The following is an 18,403-nucleotide window of genomic DNA, read 5'->3' as shown; positions in this document are numbered from 1 at the left end:
CATTCAAATAGGCATTCTTCTTTGAAGAAAACGCTATGAAAATAATATAAGGCAAAAAATGTAAACAAAGAAGATTTCAAAAATAATGTTACCATTTGAAAGGAAATATGCATGAAAGAAAACACAGAACATTGTGCCTCCTCTACACAGGAAGAATTGCAAGAACAACACTCTGTAATTAATGCAGCCATTTCAAAGCAAATCAATGAAAAAGCGCAAAATTTTTTCTACCCCAATAGCAAAGTGCTTAAAAATAAATACCGCATCAAAGATAAAGAAATATTAAAAGAATGCTGTTCTAATGATGTAAAAAAAGAAATGATAAAACTGCACCAAGAACCTCTACCAGAGCAGTTTAATGCCTCTTATCTAAAATACCTTCATCAACGCCTCTTTTCCCATGCATTTGAATGGGCCGGACAAACACGCGAAAAGCCTTTTACATTTGAAGATGGCACTGTTGCTTCTATGCCCATTTTGAAAAGAAAAGAATTTACAAAAACTTTTGCGATTGGCAGAAAAATACAGGAGGGACTAGAAAAGTTAGATAAAACGCTTGCTGAAAAGAATAATTTACAAGGCTTAACGCGCGAAGAATTCGTTGAACAAGCAGCTAGTATAATGATAGATTTGCACCACTTGCATCCTTTCAGAGAGGGCAATAGGCGCACAAAGAGACTGTTTGTTGAAAAACTCTCTCAAGCAGCAGGACATGAGCTAGACTTTTCTCTTGTGAGCAAAAAACGTAAAGACTTTGTCCGCGCCGCTGCCATGGAACATGGCAACCCAGAGCCTATGAAGCATCTGCTTGAAGATATCTCAAATCCAGAAAAATTGCTCCTCTTACGAGAATTCACCAACTCTATGAGAGAGCTTGGATTGGATGAAAAAAATTATCATCTCGCTGTCGTTGCAAAAGAAGGAGAAACCTATCATGGTACCTATAGAGGCAGTGGACCCAATGGCTTCATGCTTGATGCCAACGGGATTTTCATCTTGGGAAATAAAAAAGATCTCACCCCAGAGCAAATACAGACATTAAAAATCGGTGATGCCCTCTCCTTTACAGCACAAAAAGTTCAAAACCCAGAAAAAACCCAGCAAAAAACATTGCTTCCAGAAGAAAAAGAAGAAAAAAGAGCCACTCTTAAAAACGATGAAATAACTGAAAAGAGCAAAGACAACGCATCCATTCAAACAAAGAAAAAAGAACAAGCCCATTTTTCACCGTGTATTGCCCCTCATGCTTTACATGACAGCGTTAAAGTTATGCCCCAAAGTTTGCAAGAACAAGAAAAAGAACAAATGGCACAACCAATTGCTCAATCGGCTTCCGCTATGAGGCAAATGCAAAAAGATTTTCAAAAAAACATTTTACAGAGCAGTAATACAGCGACAAATAATCCAATATCTGTCAAAATGACAAAGGAAACACGCTCTGATCATCAAGAAAGAACAAAACAGCCCCCAAAAAAAGCAATGGCATACTGGGATACTGGTACAAGAAAAACGGACACCGTCCCTCTCACCTTACAGGAGAAATTATCATCACCGCCTGAAACCGAAGAAAATAAGACAATACATCGTAATTTCTTTTATCCCAATAGTATCACCTTAAAGAATAAATATGGAATAAAAGACTATGGAAAATTAAAAGTGCAATGTGCCCATGATACAACAAAAGCAATCATTCATCTGCGCCAAGAAGCGCCACCACAAAAACTAACCTCCACATATCTCCAATATATTCATCACACCCTATTTAAAAATACTTTTGAATGGGCCGGACAAACACGCGAAAAACCATTTACATTTGAAGATGGTACCGTTGCTTATATGCCAATGATGAAAAAAGCTGGTATTTCTTTTGCCTCAGCAAAACAGATACAGGAGGGTCTAGACAATTTAGATAAAACACTTGCTGAAACGAATAGTTTAAAAGGCTTAACCCGCGAAACATTTATTGAACATGTCACTGAAATGTTGATACAACTCAACTATACGCATCCTTTCAGAGAAGGTAATGGACGCACACAACGAATGTTTTTTGAAAAACTTGGGCAAGTTGCTGGCCACACACTCGACTTTTCTCTTGTAACAGAAAAACGCATGAATCTTGCCAGCATTGCATCGCTAAAACATAAAGATAAAGAAGAAATGAAACATCTGCTTGAGGATATCTCAAATCCAGAAAAAATACTTATTTTAAAAGAATTCATGGACAGTATGAAACATATCGGGCTTGAGAGTATTCATCATCATCTTATTATAACAGCAAAAGAAGGTCATACCTATAAAGGCTTTTACAGAGGCAGTGGACCCAATGGCTTTATGCTTGATGCTAACGGAACTTTCATCTTGGGAAATAAAAAAGATCTCACCCCAGAGCAAATACAGACATTAAAAATCGGTGACGCCCTCTCCTTTACAGCACCAAAAATTCAAAACCAGCAAGAAGTGCTTATCCCCGCACAAACAATAGCCCCCCTTACCAACAATGAAATTGCCACAAGGATAAAAAACAACGTTTCCATTCAAGCAAGAAGAAAAGAAATAGAAACTTTGTGCCAAATCATTTATGGCAATCGTCATATTTTGCGGGAAAGAATTGAGATGATCCATGAAAATCATACTGAAGGAGAACAACTCACCTATCAAATTACCACCTCTCCCCAATCGATTTCTAAGCTTTCTGGTAGCAATGTATTTGGCATAAAAAACAACGCGCGCGCCCATGCTGAAGAAAATATTTTGCCCCTCTGTAGAGCCATTGATCGTTATATCAATATTTCTAAACAAACAGAAAGAGACATTCTCCATACCCATCATGTAAAACAAAGGCGGTGTGAACAGTCGGTAGAAATGCCTAAGGCTTGGATGAAAAATCTCCTTTCCTTGTCAAAAGCACAACAGCAAGAAATGTTATCAAACTCTCCTGAATTAAGGGGGGAGATAAGGACTTATATCAAAAAAATCAATGAGCGCTTATCTTCAAACGAGCATGAAGTTATAAAAGAAAATAATCCTGAAAGACTTGCGAAGAGTCTTGGCACATCAACCATTAAAGCAAAAGAGATTATGGAAATAATCAAGCAGATAAAAGAGATAGAACCGCATATACAACCCATGTATTTTTATAACCATAAATTCGATGAGCGCTTCGCACCAAACCAGTATCAATCTATCCAGCATCAATCTATAAAGAAAAACAATGAAAAAAAATGTTCCAACACCCTTGATAAAGAAGCAATTAAAGTGCAAAAAATGACAGAAAACGTCAATCAGAGTCCCAAAAGACAAGAAAATATTCAACCTCACAAAACGGCGCACGCAAAAGCAATGACAATGAATGTCTAAAAGGTTCATAAACTTTAACTTTTTCTCCCCCTCTGGTAAAAATGATAGCCTTTATCCCCTTGCCTTCATCGGCAAATCAATTGCACCTCAACGAGAATGGAAACCATGAGAGAGTAATTTTATCTTATTTCCTCAGATTTTATCCTCATCAACTGTGAAAAGAAACCTGAACAGCAAAAATGCTGTTGAAAGATCATATCTTCCTATCCTCTTGTTTATGTAATCTCTAAAACGGGAGGGCAGACAAATTTTGGGAGAACATAAAGCCGTAAAAGTGAAAAGTAATCACCAGTTTTACCATCACCTTTTAGCTTAGCCTTACGACTTTTTAAAACATCTAAAGCGCTGTTTTTTTTTAAATAATGAATAAATAATGGAAATTACGTATTGCTCCACGCTTTTATTTTATTTGCATTCTTTTAATAGGGGCACACCCCTCACATAAAACAGAACGGCATTGGGTTGCACTATTCACGACATCACACCATAAAGAGAAATTATCATTATATATCCCTACATGTCTCTTCAAACTGTTATGATATCACTCCCATATTTCAGTTTGAAAAAGAAATTTTAATTATTTTATGGCAACAATAAAAATTTTAATGCAACAGTAAACAAGGAGCATAAAAAAGTCTTCAAGCACCATTGTTGACAGAAAGATAAACACCGTCGTAAAACGCTTTCAAAAAGTATCCTTGATTAGGATAGAGATCAGATTTTTACGATTTAAAACGCTTTATTTCTCCTGTCATCGCTTCTCTTTTACAACAAAGTTGATATATCTTTATGACATTGATTAAAAAAATTGCAACAGTTGCTTCTGGAACCCTCATGAGCCGTATTTTTGGCTTCGTACGCGAAATGCTTATGGCAGCAGCACTAGGAACTGGTCCTGTTTCTGATGCGTTTAATGCTGCTTTCCGTTTTCCCAACACATTCCGCCGTTTTTTTGCTGAAGGTGCCTTTAATGCTGCTTTCATTCCTCTTTTTGCCAAAAAAATCACTGAAGATGGTCACGAAACGGCATGCAAGTTTGCAGAAGAGGTGTTTGGCGTTCTCTTTTCACTGCTCTTACTGTTAACGATTGCGATGGAACTCAGTATGCCTTTTTTGGTACGAACCATTATTGCTCCAGGTTTTACCGAAGATGCAACAAAGCTTAACGCCACAATTCATTTTACGGCGATCATGTTTCCCTATTTAACCTGCATGTCGCTTGCTGCCATGATGGGGGGCATGCTTAATGCACTGCGACGCTATTTTATTGCCGCCATTGCCCCACTCTTTTTAAACATTATTCTGATTGGTGTGCTTGCCTATGCTTGGATCTATAAACTTGACGCTTGGCATATCGGTTTAAATCTCTCTTGGGGTGTATTGGCAGCAGGTCTTATTCAACTCACCTTAATTGCCCTTGCTTTGCGTCAAAGTGGCATGAAAATTTCCTTCCGCCAGCCCCATTTAAGTCCTAATGTTCGTAAGCTATTAACTTTAGCATTCCCCGCAGCCATTACGGGTGGCATCACGCAAATTAATTTGCTTATTAATACCAATATTGCTTCTAGTCAATCGGGTGCTGTCTCTTCTTTGATGTATGCTGATCGTCTTTATCAATTGCCTTTAGGCGTAATCGCCATTGCCGTTGCAACCGTTCTTTTACCAGAATTAACACGCGCTTTGCGAAGTAAAAAGCATGAAGAAACCCACCATTTACAAAACCGCTCTATTGAATTAACGCTATTTTTAACACTTCCAGCATCCATCGCTTTTTTGCTGCTCTCCACTCCCATAGTCAGTTTGCTCTTTGAGCGAGGACAATTTACCAGTCAATCAACACACCATGTTGCACAATTACTAGAGCTTTATGGACTAGGACTTCCAGCTTTTGTTCTTATTAAGGTCTTTATTCCTAATTTTTTTGCCCATGAAGATACCAAAACACCGATGATTTTTACAGGTATTTGCGTTTTTATCAATATCGGTCTCGCCTTAACATTATTTCCTATTCTATCTGCACGAGGCATTGTTATTGCTGAAATTACCTCTGGATGGGTCAACACACTGTTGCTTTGGGGGGTCCTTATCAAACGCGGTTATTGGAAATACGACTTCCAACTGATAAAGCGAATATTATGTCTCATGATGGCAACTCTTTTGAGTGCACTAGCCCTCTATTACGGATTGAATGTGCTTGGTTTTTTGTCTTTTCCTTTATCCTCACAAGCATCCTTTTTCTTGCGCGCGATCACCTTAGTAGGGATTATGCTCGGCATATTCTTGATCTATTTTAGTGCCTATTTTTTATTCAACACCCGTTCCTTTTTTCACACGCTTAAAAATTTGAAAAAACGCTCATAATATCTATACTTTGTCAAAAACAATAAAATGAATAACCTTAATTGAAGAAAGAGCACTCCTATGGATACCTTCACACCACTTGTCTTTTCCGGCGTACAACCGAGTGGTCACTTACATCTTGGCAATTATCTTGGAGCCATTCAGCATTGGGTTGAACTGCAAAACTCTCATCACTGCCTCTATTGTGTTGTGGATATGCATGCGCTCACCGTCAACCCAGATCCCCTTACTTTACGCGAATCCACCAGAACAGTGACAGCAGCCTTTTTAGCCGCCGGTATCGATCCTCAAAAACATATTATTTTTAATCAATCACGTGTTTTTCAACATGCTGAACTCGCCTGGATTTTAAATTGTGTTGCCCGCATTGGCTGGCTTCAACGCATGACACAATTTAAAGATAAAGCGGGAAAAGATCGTGAAAAAGCATCCCTCGGGCTTTTTGCCTATCCCACTTTGATGGCTGCTGATATTTTAGTCTATCGTGCAACGCATGTTCCAGTGGGTGAAGATCAAAAACAGCATGTTGAACTCACACGCGATATTGCACAAAAATTTAACAACGACTATGCACAGCGTATTGCCGAATTAAATTTTGGCGTCTCTATGCAAACGGATGAAGAAAAAAGACAAGGCTTTTTTCCCCTCCCAGAGGCGCTTATTGGAACAACAGCCACACGCGTTATGTCTTTGCGCGATGGGACGAAAAAAATGTCAAAATCAGATCCTTCAGATTTTTCACGCATTAATTTGACCGATGACGCTGATCTTATCGCAAAAAAAATACGCAAAGCCAAAACGGATTCGGCTCCACTTCCCGATACCCTTGCCGCTTTAAAAGAACGACCAGAAGTAGATAACCTGCTTGGTATTTATGCCGCCTTTGCCAAAGTTAGCAAAGAAAAGATTCTTTTAGAATTTTCTGGTCAACAATTTTCGCATTTTAAAACAGCTCTAGCCGACCTTGCCGTCCATAAGCTTGCCCCTATAACAGAGGAGTTACGTCGACTTCATCAAGAAAATGATTATATCGACTCTGTTTTGCATGATGGCGCTAAACGTGCTAGTATGCTCGCAGAAGAAAATATGAAAAAAATTCGTGAAATTATTGGATTTTTGCACGATACATAAAAATAATAAAACTAAAAACTGTAGAGAGCAAAAAAATCGTTTGTACAAAATAGAGAAAGTGCATGATTTCCAAACCCCAAAATCCGAAAAAAAAACCAAAGAAAAAAAACTTAGTTATTATCGATGAAACACCAGAGTGTCGGCGTGCCGTTGCGTTTGCCGCACAGCATGCCCAAAATACCAGTAGAACATTGGTATTACTTTGTGTCGTTGATAGTGCAGAATTTCAACATTTTCTGGGTGTAAACAACGTTATGCGTACAGAATCAAAGCAAAGTGCTCATAAAATATTAGGAGACATTGCCAGTGAAGTCCGCACCACCCATGCGCTTGAAACAGAAATAGTAGTGCGTGAAGGAAAAAAAATTGATGAGATTTCTAAACTGATCGACGAAGATAAAAGGATTGCACTGATTGTTTTAGCAGCCAGTGGACATACAGAAGGACCAGGACCCCTTGTTCAATTAATCGGGAATAAAGGAACAGCTTTTTCAATCCCTGTCATTGTTATTCCTAGCAATCTTGCCGATGAAGATATTAGATCTATTGCCTAAAAAATATAATATTCTACAATGTAAGATCTTCCCAATCCTTCATTATAAAAGGAGAATTTATGTTTATTCAAACTGAAACCACCCCAAACCCTGCAACACTTAAATTCTTGCCAGGACGCGTGGTTCTTTCTGAGGGAGTATTAGAATTTCGTGACCGTGAAGAAGCAGCTAAAAACTCACCTTTAGCGGCTAAACTATTTAATATTCCCAATATCAATGGTGTTTTTTTAGGCTATGATTTTATCACCGTAAGCAAAAAAGAAGGAGAATGGCAACATCTCAAGCCCGTCATTTTAGGCACAATTATGGAACATTTTCTATCCAATGAGCCAGTGATCACCACCAACGCCACAACACAAGCACAAACCCATGCCCTTAACGAAGAATTTTATGACGAAAAAGATGCTGATATTGTTTTAACCATTAAAGAGCTCCTTGAAACGCGTATCCGCCCCGCAGTTGCCAATGATGGTGGAGATATTACTTTTCGTGGATTTGAAAATGGTATTGTTTATCTCAATATGCGCGGCTCCTGCGCTGGATGTCCCTCTTCAACGGCAACCCTCAAACATGGTATTGAAAATCTTTTACGTCATTTTATCCCTGAAGTTTTAGGCGTTGAAGCCATGCCACAATAAATATTGACCTCAATAGGTAAAATAACCACACCGATTGCCCCTCTTCAACAGCGCTCAAACATGGAGTGCAAAAATCTTACGTCATTTTATTCCTGAAATTTTCGAAGTAAGCCATGCAGTCATAAAAATAGAGTACTGTTACAAAAATCTGTCCAATAATGATACCTTCACTCACCTTTCACCTCCACATATGCCTTAAAAAGATTTCAAAGCCCCCTTTAAGAAGCATAAGTTATTTCAACAAACCAATCGTACACAGAAGTACAATGTATGGGTGTGCACTTTAAATTTATTTTATCTCATAATCTTGTCATGCAATTTTAACGAGGAAAACACGACCTCGTTACAAAAAAAGAAAACCCAAAAAAGAAAACATTGTACGATAGAGTGCTCATTTGCTCTATCTTTCTCAGTGCTTCCAACGACAAATCACGCAAAATACTTCTTGTAGCAAGCCGGCACCATCATCATATCTGCCAGCCCCTAATGATGCGACAGCTCTTTCATTAAGACGATTCATAAGAGTCATTTTTAATCCTTTCTTTCCTCATTTTTACCCACACGCCAGCCCCGCGTGTGGTGTGCAAGCAAGTGATTTTAATTGATTCAACATGGAACAGATTTGAAATGAGAGAATCCCACGTTATTCGGGGTTCTAATTCAATATGAATAACGCTAATTTATTATTATAAATCAATATGTTGTTTCAGCCACTCGACAAAGATCACATTTTGCAACTTGCAATGAGAATTCTGACATTCTTCTTATTTCAATTATGTTTTTATTGCATCAATCAAAATCGTCCGCTTACACAGCACAAACTGGATAATAACAAAAACTATTTTTAATAGCTCTTATGTACACTTTTATAAGAGACTGTTGCAGTACTAAGAGCTGGAAAATGCATGGCAATAAGACCTTATCAAGATCATAGCGTCCTTTTTCCATTCTTAAAATCAAGAATTTCCTCTATCATTTTCAATCTCATTTCCATAAATATGACGCAAAAGGTGTAACTACCCATAAAAAATAAATACATTGAAGCCAGATCTATTATGGTTGTTTGAGAAATTATCTGATAAAAAAAATGAGAATATTTTTTCAATTCAGCAGGAATAAGTTTGTCTACTTTACGGTATTGTTCTTCTCATAAAGCGCATACTTTTATTGTTGCTTATGAGTCAACATCCTGTCCCCTCATAACCGCATATTAAAAGAAAAGACAGAGTCGCTATTTCTCTGCTATACATGGCCTTACACTAAAGGAAAACATATTGCTTTTATCTGATTGGTGTAATCTATGAAACAAGAAAAGAAGCCACTGGAGAAAAATATGCCCAATTAGAGAAGAATGTAAAAATAGAAAACCAACGAAATCCAAAAACAATTGCAAGAGGACAAATGCTTAAACTTTTTTCACAAACTCCGACTTTAAACTCATCTGACCGATCCCAGGAATTTTGCAATCGATATTATGATCCCCATCCACCAAGCGAATATTCTTTACCTTCGTCCCCCCTTTTAAAACAGATGAAGCGCCTTTTACTTTCAGATCTTTTATCACCATAACGGTATCTCCGTTTGTTAAAATCTGACCATTGGCATCATAAACAGTATTGGCAAGAACCGTATCATCGTTTTTTTGTGGCCATTCATGCGCGCATTCAGGACACACAAAATTTTCACCATCTTCATAAGTATAAAGACAATCACAACGAGGACATTTGGGATATTGGGTCATAAATTCCCCTTTTAAAAGAAAAATCATTCATTATGACTGGTCATAAAGCAAGAAGTGCTTATTGTCCATTATTTTAGAAAAATGTTTCCCTTTGTTTCAATCCTCATCTGCCAACTGTGTTCATGAATGCTATCATCACATACTATACACAAGTTTATAAAAATGATTGATCATTATACAACTCAAATAAGCCCCCCGCATATCATAAAATTTACTCACTGCATTCTCTCTAATAAATTAATCAAAATCATTTTCTTATACATCACCAATGCAATTAACGAATGGATAACAAAACAATTAGAAAAGGAACATCTCTGAATAAAACGTTCTCAGAGAGCTAAAAACTATTTCAGCATTGAGAAACAAGAAAATGATGTCCCCAACTTAACCTTTTATTTAAGTAAAGATAACAGTCATAATGTTAGAGAACAGACTGATTTATGATCATAGTTAATGGTTTTGTATATTGAATGAAAGCCGATAAATAAGCTGAGATTCTCTCAACCCCTTTTACATTGAAACAACCAAAGCCTTTTGTTTGCATGTTACAAGTAGGAAAATCCGTGTAAAACGATTATCCAAAATACTAAATACTCTCAAATATAAGAGCCAACATTGAAAGCGGGCAAAGTGAATAATGGTGCCGTCTTACTCTCTCATAAGCGTAAAAATGGTGCTGCTCAATGGATGGATGGCCGGTTATCCCTTTCAAAGCAACACGCATAAGATGCGTTTTTAGTGTCTTGAGAGAGAAGATTCTTTAAAACAAACATATGAAATGTGCAACAATGATCGTATTTTGTTTTGTATGAGAAACATTCCCCTATTAAACAAAAATTGCTATCAAGCCATTGAGCAAACCCATTGGACATAAATGATCCGATTATGCTCGATTATAATTTCCTACAGCATTTAGTTTTAAGAATCCCGCAGTTTTAGGAATCCGATTGATATGTAAGGGAGGAAAAAACAAAGAGAGCTTGAAAATGGAAGATCTCCCTTATGCACATAAAATCACACCCCTAAAATCACACCCATGTGATCAATCATCATACCTTTACAAAAAAACATTCCAATGATCTTAGGTGATAATATCAGGACGATCTCGCCCCAATGCTTGTTGTATGTTTAACAGTTTTAGTGCTACCTGTTGCAAAGGTTGGAGAACTTCTTGCGGATTAAAATTGTGTTTGCGCGGATCACTTTCATACTGTTCAAAATAAAGTCGTAAAGTAGCACCTAGCGTCCCTGTTCCCGACAAACGAACCACCAACCTTGCTCCATTCTCGAAAAAAATACGTATACCTTGCCGCGTGCTAACGCTCTGATCAACGGGATCATGATATGTAAAATCATCTGCTTTTTTGACGAAAAATCCAGAAATTTCAGTTCCTGCATGTGGTAAGTGCGCACGCAAATGCTCTAGTAATGCCAAAGCTTTATCTGCTTCGACTTCTTCATAATCATGCCGTAACGTGTAAAAACGCCCATAGGTGGACCAATGCTGTTGAACAATCTGTGCGACAGTTTTTTCTGTTACCGCTACAAGATTTAACCAAAATAGGACAGCCCATAAACCATCTTTTTCGCGGATGTGATGAGAGCCCGTTCCAAAGCTTTCTTCACCACAAAAGGTTACTTTTCCCGCATCCAAAAGGGTTCCAAAAAACTTCCATCCCGTTGGCGTTTCAAAAAAATTTAATCCGTGTTTTTCCGCAACTAGATCAGCAGCACGCCCCGTCGGCATAGAGCGCGCTATCCCCACAACACCTTTTCGATATCCTTTAATAAGGTGTGCATGTTCAGCCATAATAGCCAAAGAATCCGAAGGCGAGACAAATTGTTGACGACCAATAATGAGGTTACGGTCTCCATCACCATCAGAGGCGGCGCCAAGATCTGGTCCTTGCTCTGACATCAATAAATCATAAAGATCCTTAGCATAAACCAAATTGGGATCTGGATGACCGCCTCCAAAATCTGGCAAAGGAATACCATTAACCACCGTCCCTTCAGAAAATCCTAAGCATTTTTCAAAAATTTCATGGGCATAAGGCCCTGTTACCGCATGCATGGCATCAAACCGTAAAGTAAGACCTCGAGCAACAGCCTTGGCAATACAGTCAAAATCAAAAAGCTCCTGCATCAAAGCAACATAATCAGCGACAGGATCAATAATATCAATCCGCATGGCTCCCATAAAGATCGTACCTTGCCTATCTAAATCAATATCTGGTGCTTCAAGAATTTTATAAAAAGAAAGACGTTGCGATGTTGCAAAAATAGCATCACATAAAGAATTAGGAGCGGGTCCCCCATTGGAAATATTATATTTAATACCACAATCTCCTTCTGGACCACCAGGATTATGGCTTGCAGAAAGAATAAGTCCACCATGGGCATGAGTTTTACGAATAAGATGCGAAACAGCAGGTGTAGAAAGAATACCGCCCCTTCCCATTTTAACACAAGAGACACCATGCGCCGCTGCCATCTTCAACACAATCTGAAGGATAGTACGATTAAAAGTGCGCCCATCCCCCCCCAGAATCAACATTTTTCCTTCAAGAGGTCCAATATTATCAAAAAGAGATTGTATAAAGTTTTCTACATAATGGGGTTGTTGAAAAACAGACACTTTTTTGCGCAAACCAGACGTTCCCGGTTTTTGCCCCTCAAAAGCCGTGGTTAAAACTGTCTTTATGGTCATATCAATACCTTTATATTCTTTCCTATAATTTTAAGGTGAAGAGTATCCAAAGTCGACCATTAATTCTACTTGACGGAAGTGTGAAATATTTGCACACTCGTTAGAAGTAAGAGTTTTTAAAGAAGCCCTTTTATTTAAAACGCTTTTTACCATATGTTTTTAAATACAAAGGCTGTTTTAAAACAAAATTTTCGTAAAAGAATACAGGAGCATCATGATGATGAAAAAAACAGTTCCCAATGTAACATTCCACACACGCGTACGCGATGAATCAGTGGCTGGAGACAATCCTTATCGGTGGCAAGAAGTTAACAGCGATGCTTACTTTAAAGGAAAGCGTGTTATTCTTTTTTCTCTTCCTGGAGCTTTTACCCCTACTTGCTCAACCTTTCAGCTGCCTGATTTTGAAAAGCTCTATGATGAATTTAAACAAGCGGGTATTGATGAAATTTATTGCCTTTCCGTCAATGATGCTTTTGTCATGAATGCTTGGGGAAAAGCACAAAATATCAAAAACGTGAAGTTAATTCCCGATGGCTCTGGTGAATTCACACGCAAAATGGGTATGCTGGTTGCAAAAGACAATGTTGGGTTCGGCATGCGATCATGGCGCTATGCAGCTGTTATTAATGATGGTGTGGTTGAACAATGGTTCGAAGAAGCAGGTTTTTCAGATAATTGTGCAACAGATCCTTATGAAGTTTCTTCACCACAACATGTTTTAAAAGCCTTGAAAAGCTAATTCCCCCAATCGTCTATTTAAACAAAATTTTACGACACAAATCTCCCTCCTCAGGGAATTTGTGTTGTTTACTTTTTGCAACCTCTATTCGTGAAAACAGACACGATAAGTTGATTGTGCGCCTTCTGTGAGAAAAGATTACAGCAATAATTTTTTCAATAAATATTTTATGTTTTAACTGCTTTGAAAAAGTTTGAAAAATTGCTGATGAAAAATCTGGACCCGTTGTGGGGCTAAAAAATCAAAGAGTTAAAAGCTGTTGCACGCTATCAAAAAATGGGGATGCAATTGCCAAATGCGCAAATTCATGCAAAACTCTCTCAGAAACATCAAGGACTAACGTATTGATGAAATATGCAAGATCAATGCTAAATTTCTCATACTGAGAAAAACTTTGTATTAAACAATACTTTGATTTATAAAGATAATTTATAATTTTGCATATTGAATGAGAGGAGCCGAATATCATAAGATTGTTTTATTTTATCCCTTCTTATATTGAATCCCTTAAAACTATTTTCTTGCTCATTAGCAAGCGGGATTGGCATATGAATAAACGATTAAAAAGAGTAAAAATACCTCTCGTAAACGCGCCAAAATACAAGAGCTATGAACATCATTACTGCAAAGTTCACAAAAGTACCAAGAAAGAAAATACAGATCAAACATTTGTTTGAAGAGGTGCACAGTTCAAATTAACTTATGTCTCATAAAAAGAAGAAAATATGGCATAAAAACCGCTCTGCATAAAGAACCATTCATGGAGAATATTAAATCAAAACAGATCCCGCAAACATTCCAATTCACATACCATAAACAGACTCATTGCTGTTCTCATAGCCATTTATTCTAAGCCTTTATTTTTCTCTAAGAGAAAAACGATTAAAGGAGTTGTTTATTCGGGTATTCTACCGTAAAGTGTGCTTCTATCTCTTCCTCTTCATCGAACTCAAAATCTTCATCACATTCAGGAAGACCAAAAATATCTGGATTGATGAAATAACAATCTTTTTTTGTCCCCTTCGCTACAATTTTATTCTTTTCTAATTCTTTGATACCTTCTTTAAAACTTTCAAAATTAAGATATTCTGGTTCTTGAATTGAAAGATCGCAAGTCAAAAATTCTTCAAGAATATCATGATCCAATGTTATCTGATCAAACCATAAATCCACATCATCCCCCTCATCTAACATTTTCCCTACCTGCCACAACATCACAAAAAATGCTTTCATACCACTAAATGATAACCCAAAAATCATACGCCGACACGACGAGGCGCCTGAAAAGGTAATTTGCGGAAGATCTTCAAATCCGAAATTTGAAGGAGGAAGTTTAAATGATTTTCCAATATTCTCAGGTCTTTCAAGAATAAAGGGATTTCGTTCATAGAGCAGAGTAAAATCATATTGGACCATTTTCATTTCTCCGTTAAAGAATTGACTTTATGAAAAATGCATATTATCAGTAAGTTACCATTATGGCAGCTTACAATTCATCCAAACATGCTCCTGTAAAAAATTGTTCGATTTAAGTCATTCCATTGTTTTTTGAAGCTTAAAAAGTCTTTTAGGATAAAACGCTCTAGTTCTCCCTCCTTTTGCAATAAGGCTAGATTTTGTAATGTCCAAGAAGAGAACATCAAAGGATTTGATACTCATAGATGAGAATTCAAAGATGAAGCCAATATGAACTTGTCAATATTTTTATAAACTTTTGGGAAAGCGTTGCGTGAAACCTTTTAATTTTCTCAGAGTTTTTGTTCGTTACAATTTTTTTGCTCATTTTAACGCATTATCATCGCATCCTCAGAAGGGCACGTTTTATAGCAAATAGTGCTTATTTATCTCTTAAAAATCTCTCTTTTATGCCGCACGCACTTCAAAACCCCGCTTTTGAACGCGTGCACCAACACGTATAAACGAGCAAAGCACAAATTTTAAAAATTGAATTTCAAATTTCCAAAATATTTCGAACAATCACTTCGATAAAGACTTTTACCATTATCATTTTTGGGCGGCTAAAATATCCTGTACTGTTTTGACCAATTGATCTTCATCAACCGTCACTTGTGCTGGTCGACTTTCACGCCATGTTTGATTATCCTTAATTTCATGAGACAAACGCGCCCCTTCAATCAAATCTTTAATCTGTATTTTTCCGCTCTCACGTTCTTGTGAGCCTTGGATAACCACACAAGGCGCTTGGCGTCGATCTGCATATTTCATCTGCGCTTTTATCCCCGATGCCCCCAAATAGAGCTCAGCACGAATTCCCGCACCACGCAACTGCATCACCATTTTTTGATAACCAGCAACCGCCTCTGGCTCTTTATCCATCATCAGCACCACAACCGGCCCTGTTGTCTCCTTCATAGGCAACTTTTCAAGATTTTGCAAAGCAGCGATCAAACGCGAGACCCCGATTGAAAAACCTGTTGCTGGAATGTTTTCACCACGAAAGCGTGCCACCAATCCATCATAGCGCCCACCACCACCAACGGAGCCAAAAACAACTTTCTGCCCATCATCATTGAAAACATCAAACAGCAACGTAGCCTCAAAAACAGGACCTGTATAATAATCCAGTCCACGCACCACCGATGGATCAATCTTGATACGATTCTGAAAGCCATTTGCGGCAAAAATTGCTTGCATTTCCTCAAGCTCACGAATTCCCTCACGCCCTTGAACATGACCACCAACCACTTCTTTAAGAGCCTCAAGCGTTTCTTCTGCTGTTTCAGCTCCAGCAGCAGTTAAGGTAAGAATACACTCAATCTCTTTATCCTTAAGCTCCGCCCCTTTTGTAAAGTCACCACTTTCATCCAAACGCCCTTTTCCCAAAAGCAGACACACCCCTTCAGAACCAAATTTATCCAGTTTATCAATTGCTCTTAAGACAGTTAAGCGCTTTTCAACCTGCTCATTTCCCCCCAAACCAATTTTCTCTAAAACGCAATCGAGAATTTTTCTGTTGTTCAGACGAATGGCATATTCATGATGCTGAAACCCTAATTTTTCCAAACTATCAGCTGCCATCATACAAATTTCGGCATCAGCTGCTACCGTTGGTGTTCCAACAATATCCGCATCAAACTGCATAAATTGCCGAAACCGCCCTGGACCTGGTTTTTCATTGCGAAAAACAAAGCCAAGACGATAACTGCGATAAGGCTTTGGCAAAACTTCAAAATTCTCGGCAAAATAACGAGCAAGAGGCGCGGTAAGATCATAGCGCAAAGACATCCATTGCTCATCATCATCTTGTAGCGAAAAAACGCCCGCATTTGGACGATCTGAATCCGGTAAAAACTTACCCAGCACATCTGTATATTCAAAAATTGGAGTTTCTAGCGCTTCAAAACCGTAAAGTTCATAAACTTCACGAATTTGCGCAATCATTGTTTCAGTTGCATACAACTGTGCACTTGTACGATCAACAAACCCACGGGGTAAACGGGCTTTGGTTTTTTCTTGTTTTGATGACATGTTTTTCTCTAACAACAATATATATTCACCGATAACGTGTGTCTATCTTATAGAAACAAACGCTGCAATAACTTTATCAACTGGAAACTGGTAACAATATGCATAAGCTTTTGCTTTTTAAAGATGCAAACCTTTACCCTTAAGGCAATCTACTGAAAATATTTGCATTTTCAATAAGAACATAGCCCCCGCTCAACATGAAATGCCCGCTTAACATTCAATGAAAAGACATCTGTGCTTGTTGAAAGAAACCTCAAAGCGACAGTTGATTCTTGATAAATCGAAAGCATCCCCCTCAAAACCCCTCCCTCTCAGAATTCTTCAGATTTATTACAGATGCAAAAATCCTCAAGACATCAGTGTGCTTTGCGCTTGTTCTGCAAAATGATTGATAACATTTTTTAAATCAACAATATTTCGTCCAGCATCTGTAATAGAGCGTGATACAGAGGGAATAACATTCTGCAAAAGTCTTTGTGGAAATTGATTTGCTAGTTGTGTCATTGTTCCACCTTGAGCGCCAATACCCGGAACGAGAAACAGACTATTGTTTAACTGCTCAATTGTGTCTTTTGATTCAGATCCTAATGTCGCTCCTATAACCGCACCTATGGGGCCAATATTATGATGAATAACCGAAGACTGACTATTATAATCACAAATACACTGTGCAAGATGAAGAGAGAGTGTCTGATCACCAATAAGGGCATTTCGTATTTGTTTCCCCTCTGGATTAGAAGACTGAACAACCACAAAAACCCCTGCTCCTGTTTCTTCTGCAACCTTTATCAGAGGAATAAGAGCATCAAAACCCAAAAAAGGATTAACTGTCATGGCATCCACCTTGAACGCACTACTTGGACCAAGCCAAGCCTTACCATAGGCTTCAGCAGTAGAGCCAATATCCCCCCTTTTTGCATCCGCCAGAACCAATATGCCTTGTTCGTGTGCATTTTCAATCAGTTCTTTGAGAGCTTGAAGACCTTCCACACCATATAATTCAAAAAATGCGACTTGCGGCTTTATAATACCTACTTTACCAACAACTGCTGTTAAGAGAATATCACAAAAATCTTTTAGACCTTTATAATCAAAGCTTAGTTTCCACGATTGCAAAACTTTATGGCTCGGATCAAATCCAATACAAAGAGGTCCATAGATTTCACGATTTTTAAAAAAAGTTGAACGAAACATTTTATATCCTAACAAGGTCTCTCTTTAAACTTTTTGATACAATCAAAAAGAAAAGCATTTGTCAAAAGAATACAATAGCGCAAACACAAAGAAAGAGCTCTCTATACAAAATGTGCTTTTATTTATGAAACATAAATATATTCCCATTCGTAACGCTTATCATATGTTTATCGACCAAGACGTTGTCATGAGATAAAAATTCAAATTTATGAAAGAATATAAACAAAACAGCATCTATATTATAATGACCTCATAAAGCCCTATAGGCATGCCTTGTCGTTTTCACCCCCCTTTTTTATGATCAACAAAAACTCTCTATGAACGCGCTTTAAACAAAAGTTTCAAAAGAAAATGCCCCACCATGATGATCTCGATCTTAACTTTAGATCTTTCCTATTCCTTTTTAGCTGCTCTATATCCCTTTTGGAACATAATTAGCAAAAAGGCATTGTATCTCCAGCATATTCAAGGAGATAAAACATGGAA

11 protein-coding genes and 1 pseudogene are annotated in these 18,403 nt (G+C 37.8%); 6 read left to right on the top strand and 6 right to left on the bottom strand.

The window, feature by feature from the left end; all coding sequences use genetic code 11:
• Nucleotides 1-111: 111 nt before the first annotated feature.
• From ACFINW_RS06570 to ACFINW_RS06550, 5 genes are all read left to right on the top strand, one after another.
• Nucleotides 112-3,357 (top strand): BID domain-containing T4SS effector, encoded by a 3,246-nt coding sequence (locus ACFINW_RS06570; RefSeq protein ID WP_375640971.1) that lies wholly within the window; start codon nucleotides 112-114, stop codon nucleotides 3,355-3,357.
• Nucleotides 3,358-4,146: 789 nt separating this feature from the next.
• Nucleotides 4,147-5,718, top strand: coding sequence for a murein biosynthesis integral membrane protein MurJ (murJ, locus tag ACFINW_RS06565; RefSeq protein ID WP_375621521.1), 1,572 nt, complete (start codon nucleotides 4,147-4,149; stop codon nucleotides 5,716-5,718).
• Nucleotides 5,719-5,778: 60 nt separating this feature from the next.
• Complete coding sequence (gene trpS, locus ACFINW_RS06560) at nucleotides 5,779-6,849, top strand: tryptophan--tRNA ligase (RefSeq protein WP_375640972.1); 1,071 nt, start codon at nucleotides 5,779-5,781, stop codon at nucleotides 6,847-6,849.
• A 62-nt stretch (nucleotides 6,850-6,911) separates the two neighbouring features.
• A complete protein-coding gene (locus ACFINW_RS06555) occupies nucleotides 6,912-7,403 on the top strand; it encodes a universal stress protein (RefSeq protein ID WP_375621519.1) in 492 nt (163 codons plus the stop codon).
• Between the two features lie 59 nt (nucleotides 7,404-7,462).
• The gene (locus ACFINW_RS06550; RefSeq protein WP_375612176.1) at nucleotides 7,463-8,041 is read left to right on the top strand and encodes a NifU family protein; all 579 of its coding nucleotides are present in this window, start codon (nucleotides 7,463-7,465) and stop codon (nucleotides 8,039-8,041) included.
• A gap of 448 nt (nucleotides 8,042-8,489) precedes the next feature.
• Here the strand turns inward: ACFINW_RS06550 and ACFINW_RS06545 are convergent.
• The 3 genes and pseudogenes from ACFINW_RS06545 to ACFINW_RS06535 all read right to left on the bottom strand — a co-directional run.
• A pseudogene (locus ACFINW_RS06545) lies at nucleotides 8,490-8,570 on the bottom strand (DUF4102 domain-containing protein); the annotation flags it as partial.
• 876 nt (nucleotides 8,571-9,446) lie between these two features.
• Nucleotides 9,447-9,782, bottom strand: coding sequence for a zinc ribbon domain-containing protein YjdM (locus ACFINW_RS06540; RefSeq protein WP_273790940.1), 336 nt, complete (start codon nucleotides 9,780-9,782; stop codon nucleotides 9,447-9,449).
• Nucleotides 9,783-10,863: 1,081 nt separating this feature from the next.
• Complete coding sequence (locus ACFINW_RS06535; protein WP_375613582.1) at nucleotides 10,864-12,492, bottom strand: alpha-D-glucose phosphate-specific phosphoglucomutase; 1,629 nt, start codon at nucleotides 12,490-12,492, stop codon at nucleotides 10,864-10,866.
• A gap of 217 nt (nucleotides 12,493-12,709) precedes the next feature.
• Between ACFINW_RS06535 and ACFINW_RS06530 the strand changes: the two genes are divergently transcribed.
• Complete coding sequence (locus ACFINW_RS06530) at nucleotides 12,710-13,234, top strand: peroxiredoxin (RefSeq protein ID WP_375613588.1); 525 nt, start codon at nucleotides 12,710-12,712, stop codon at nucleotides 13,232-13,234.
• A gap of 882 nt (nucleotides 13,235-14,116) precedes the next feature.
• Here ACFINW_RS06530 and ACFINW_RS06525 read toward each other — a convergent pair.
• The 3 genes from ACFINW_RS06525 to pyrF all read right to left on the bottom strand — a co-directional run bounded on the left by ACFINW_RS06525 (nucleotide 14,117) and on the right by pyrF (nucleotide 17,917).
• Entirely contained in the window at nucleotides 14,117-14,650 is a 534-nt protein-coding gene (locus ACFINW_RS06525) for a replication protein (RefSeq protein ID WP_375613583.1), read from the bottom strand.
• Between the two features lie 588 nt (nucleotides 14,651-15,238).
• On the bottom strand, nucleotides 15,239-16,723 hold the full coding sequence (gene hisS / locus ACFINW_RS06520; RefSeq protein WP_375673971.1) for a histidine--tRNA ligase: 1,485 nt from the start codon (nucleotides 16,721-16,723) through the stop codon (nucleotides 15,239-15,241).
• 348 nt (nucleotides 16,724-17,071) lie between these two features.
• Complete coding sequence (gene pyrF / locus ACFINW_RS06515) at nucleotides 17,072-17,917, bottom strand: orotidine-5'-phosphate decarboxylase (protein ID WP_375621514.1); 846 nt, start codon at nucleotides 17,915-17,917, stop codon at nucleotides 17,072-17,074.
• Nucleotides 17,918-18,403: the final 486 nt, after the last annotated feature.

Origin of the sequence: Bartonella sp. AA18HLJMS (assembly GCF_042197245.1) — a bacterium.
GTDB lineage: Bacteria > Pseudomonadota > Alphaproteobacteria > Rhizobiales > Rhizobiaceae > Bartonella.
This window is presented reverse-complemented; position numbering and strand designations above follow the sequence as displayed.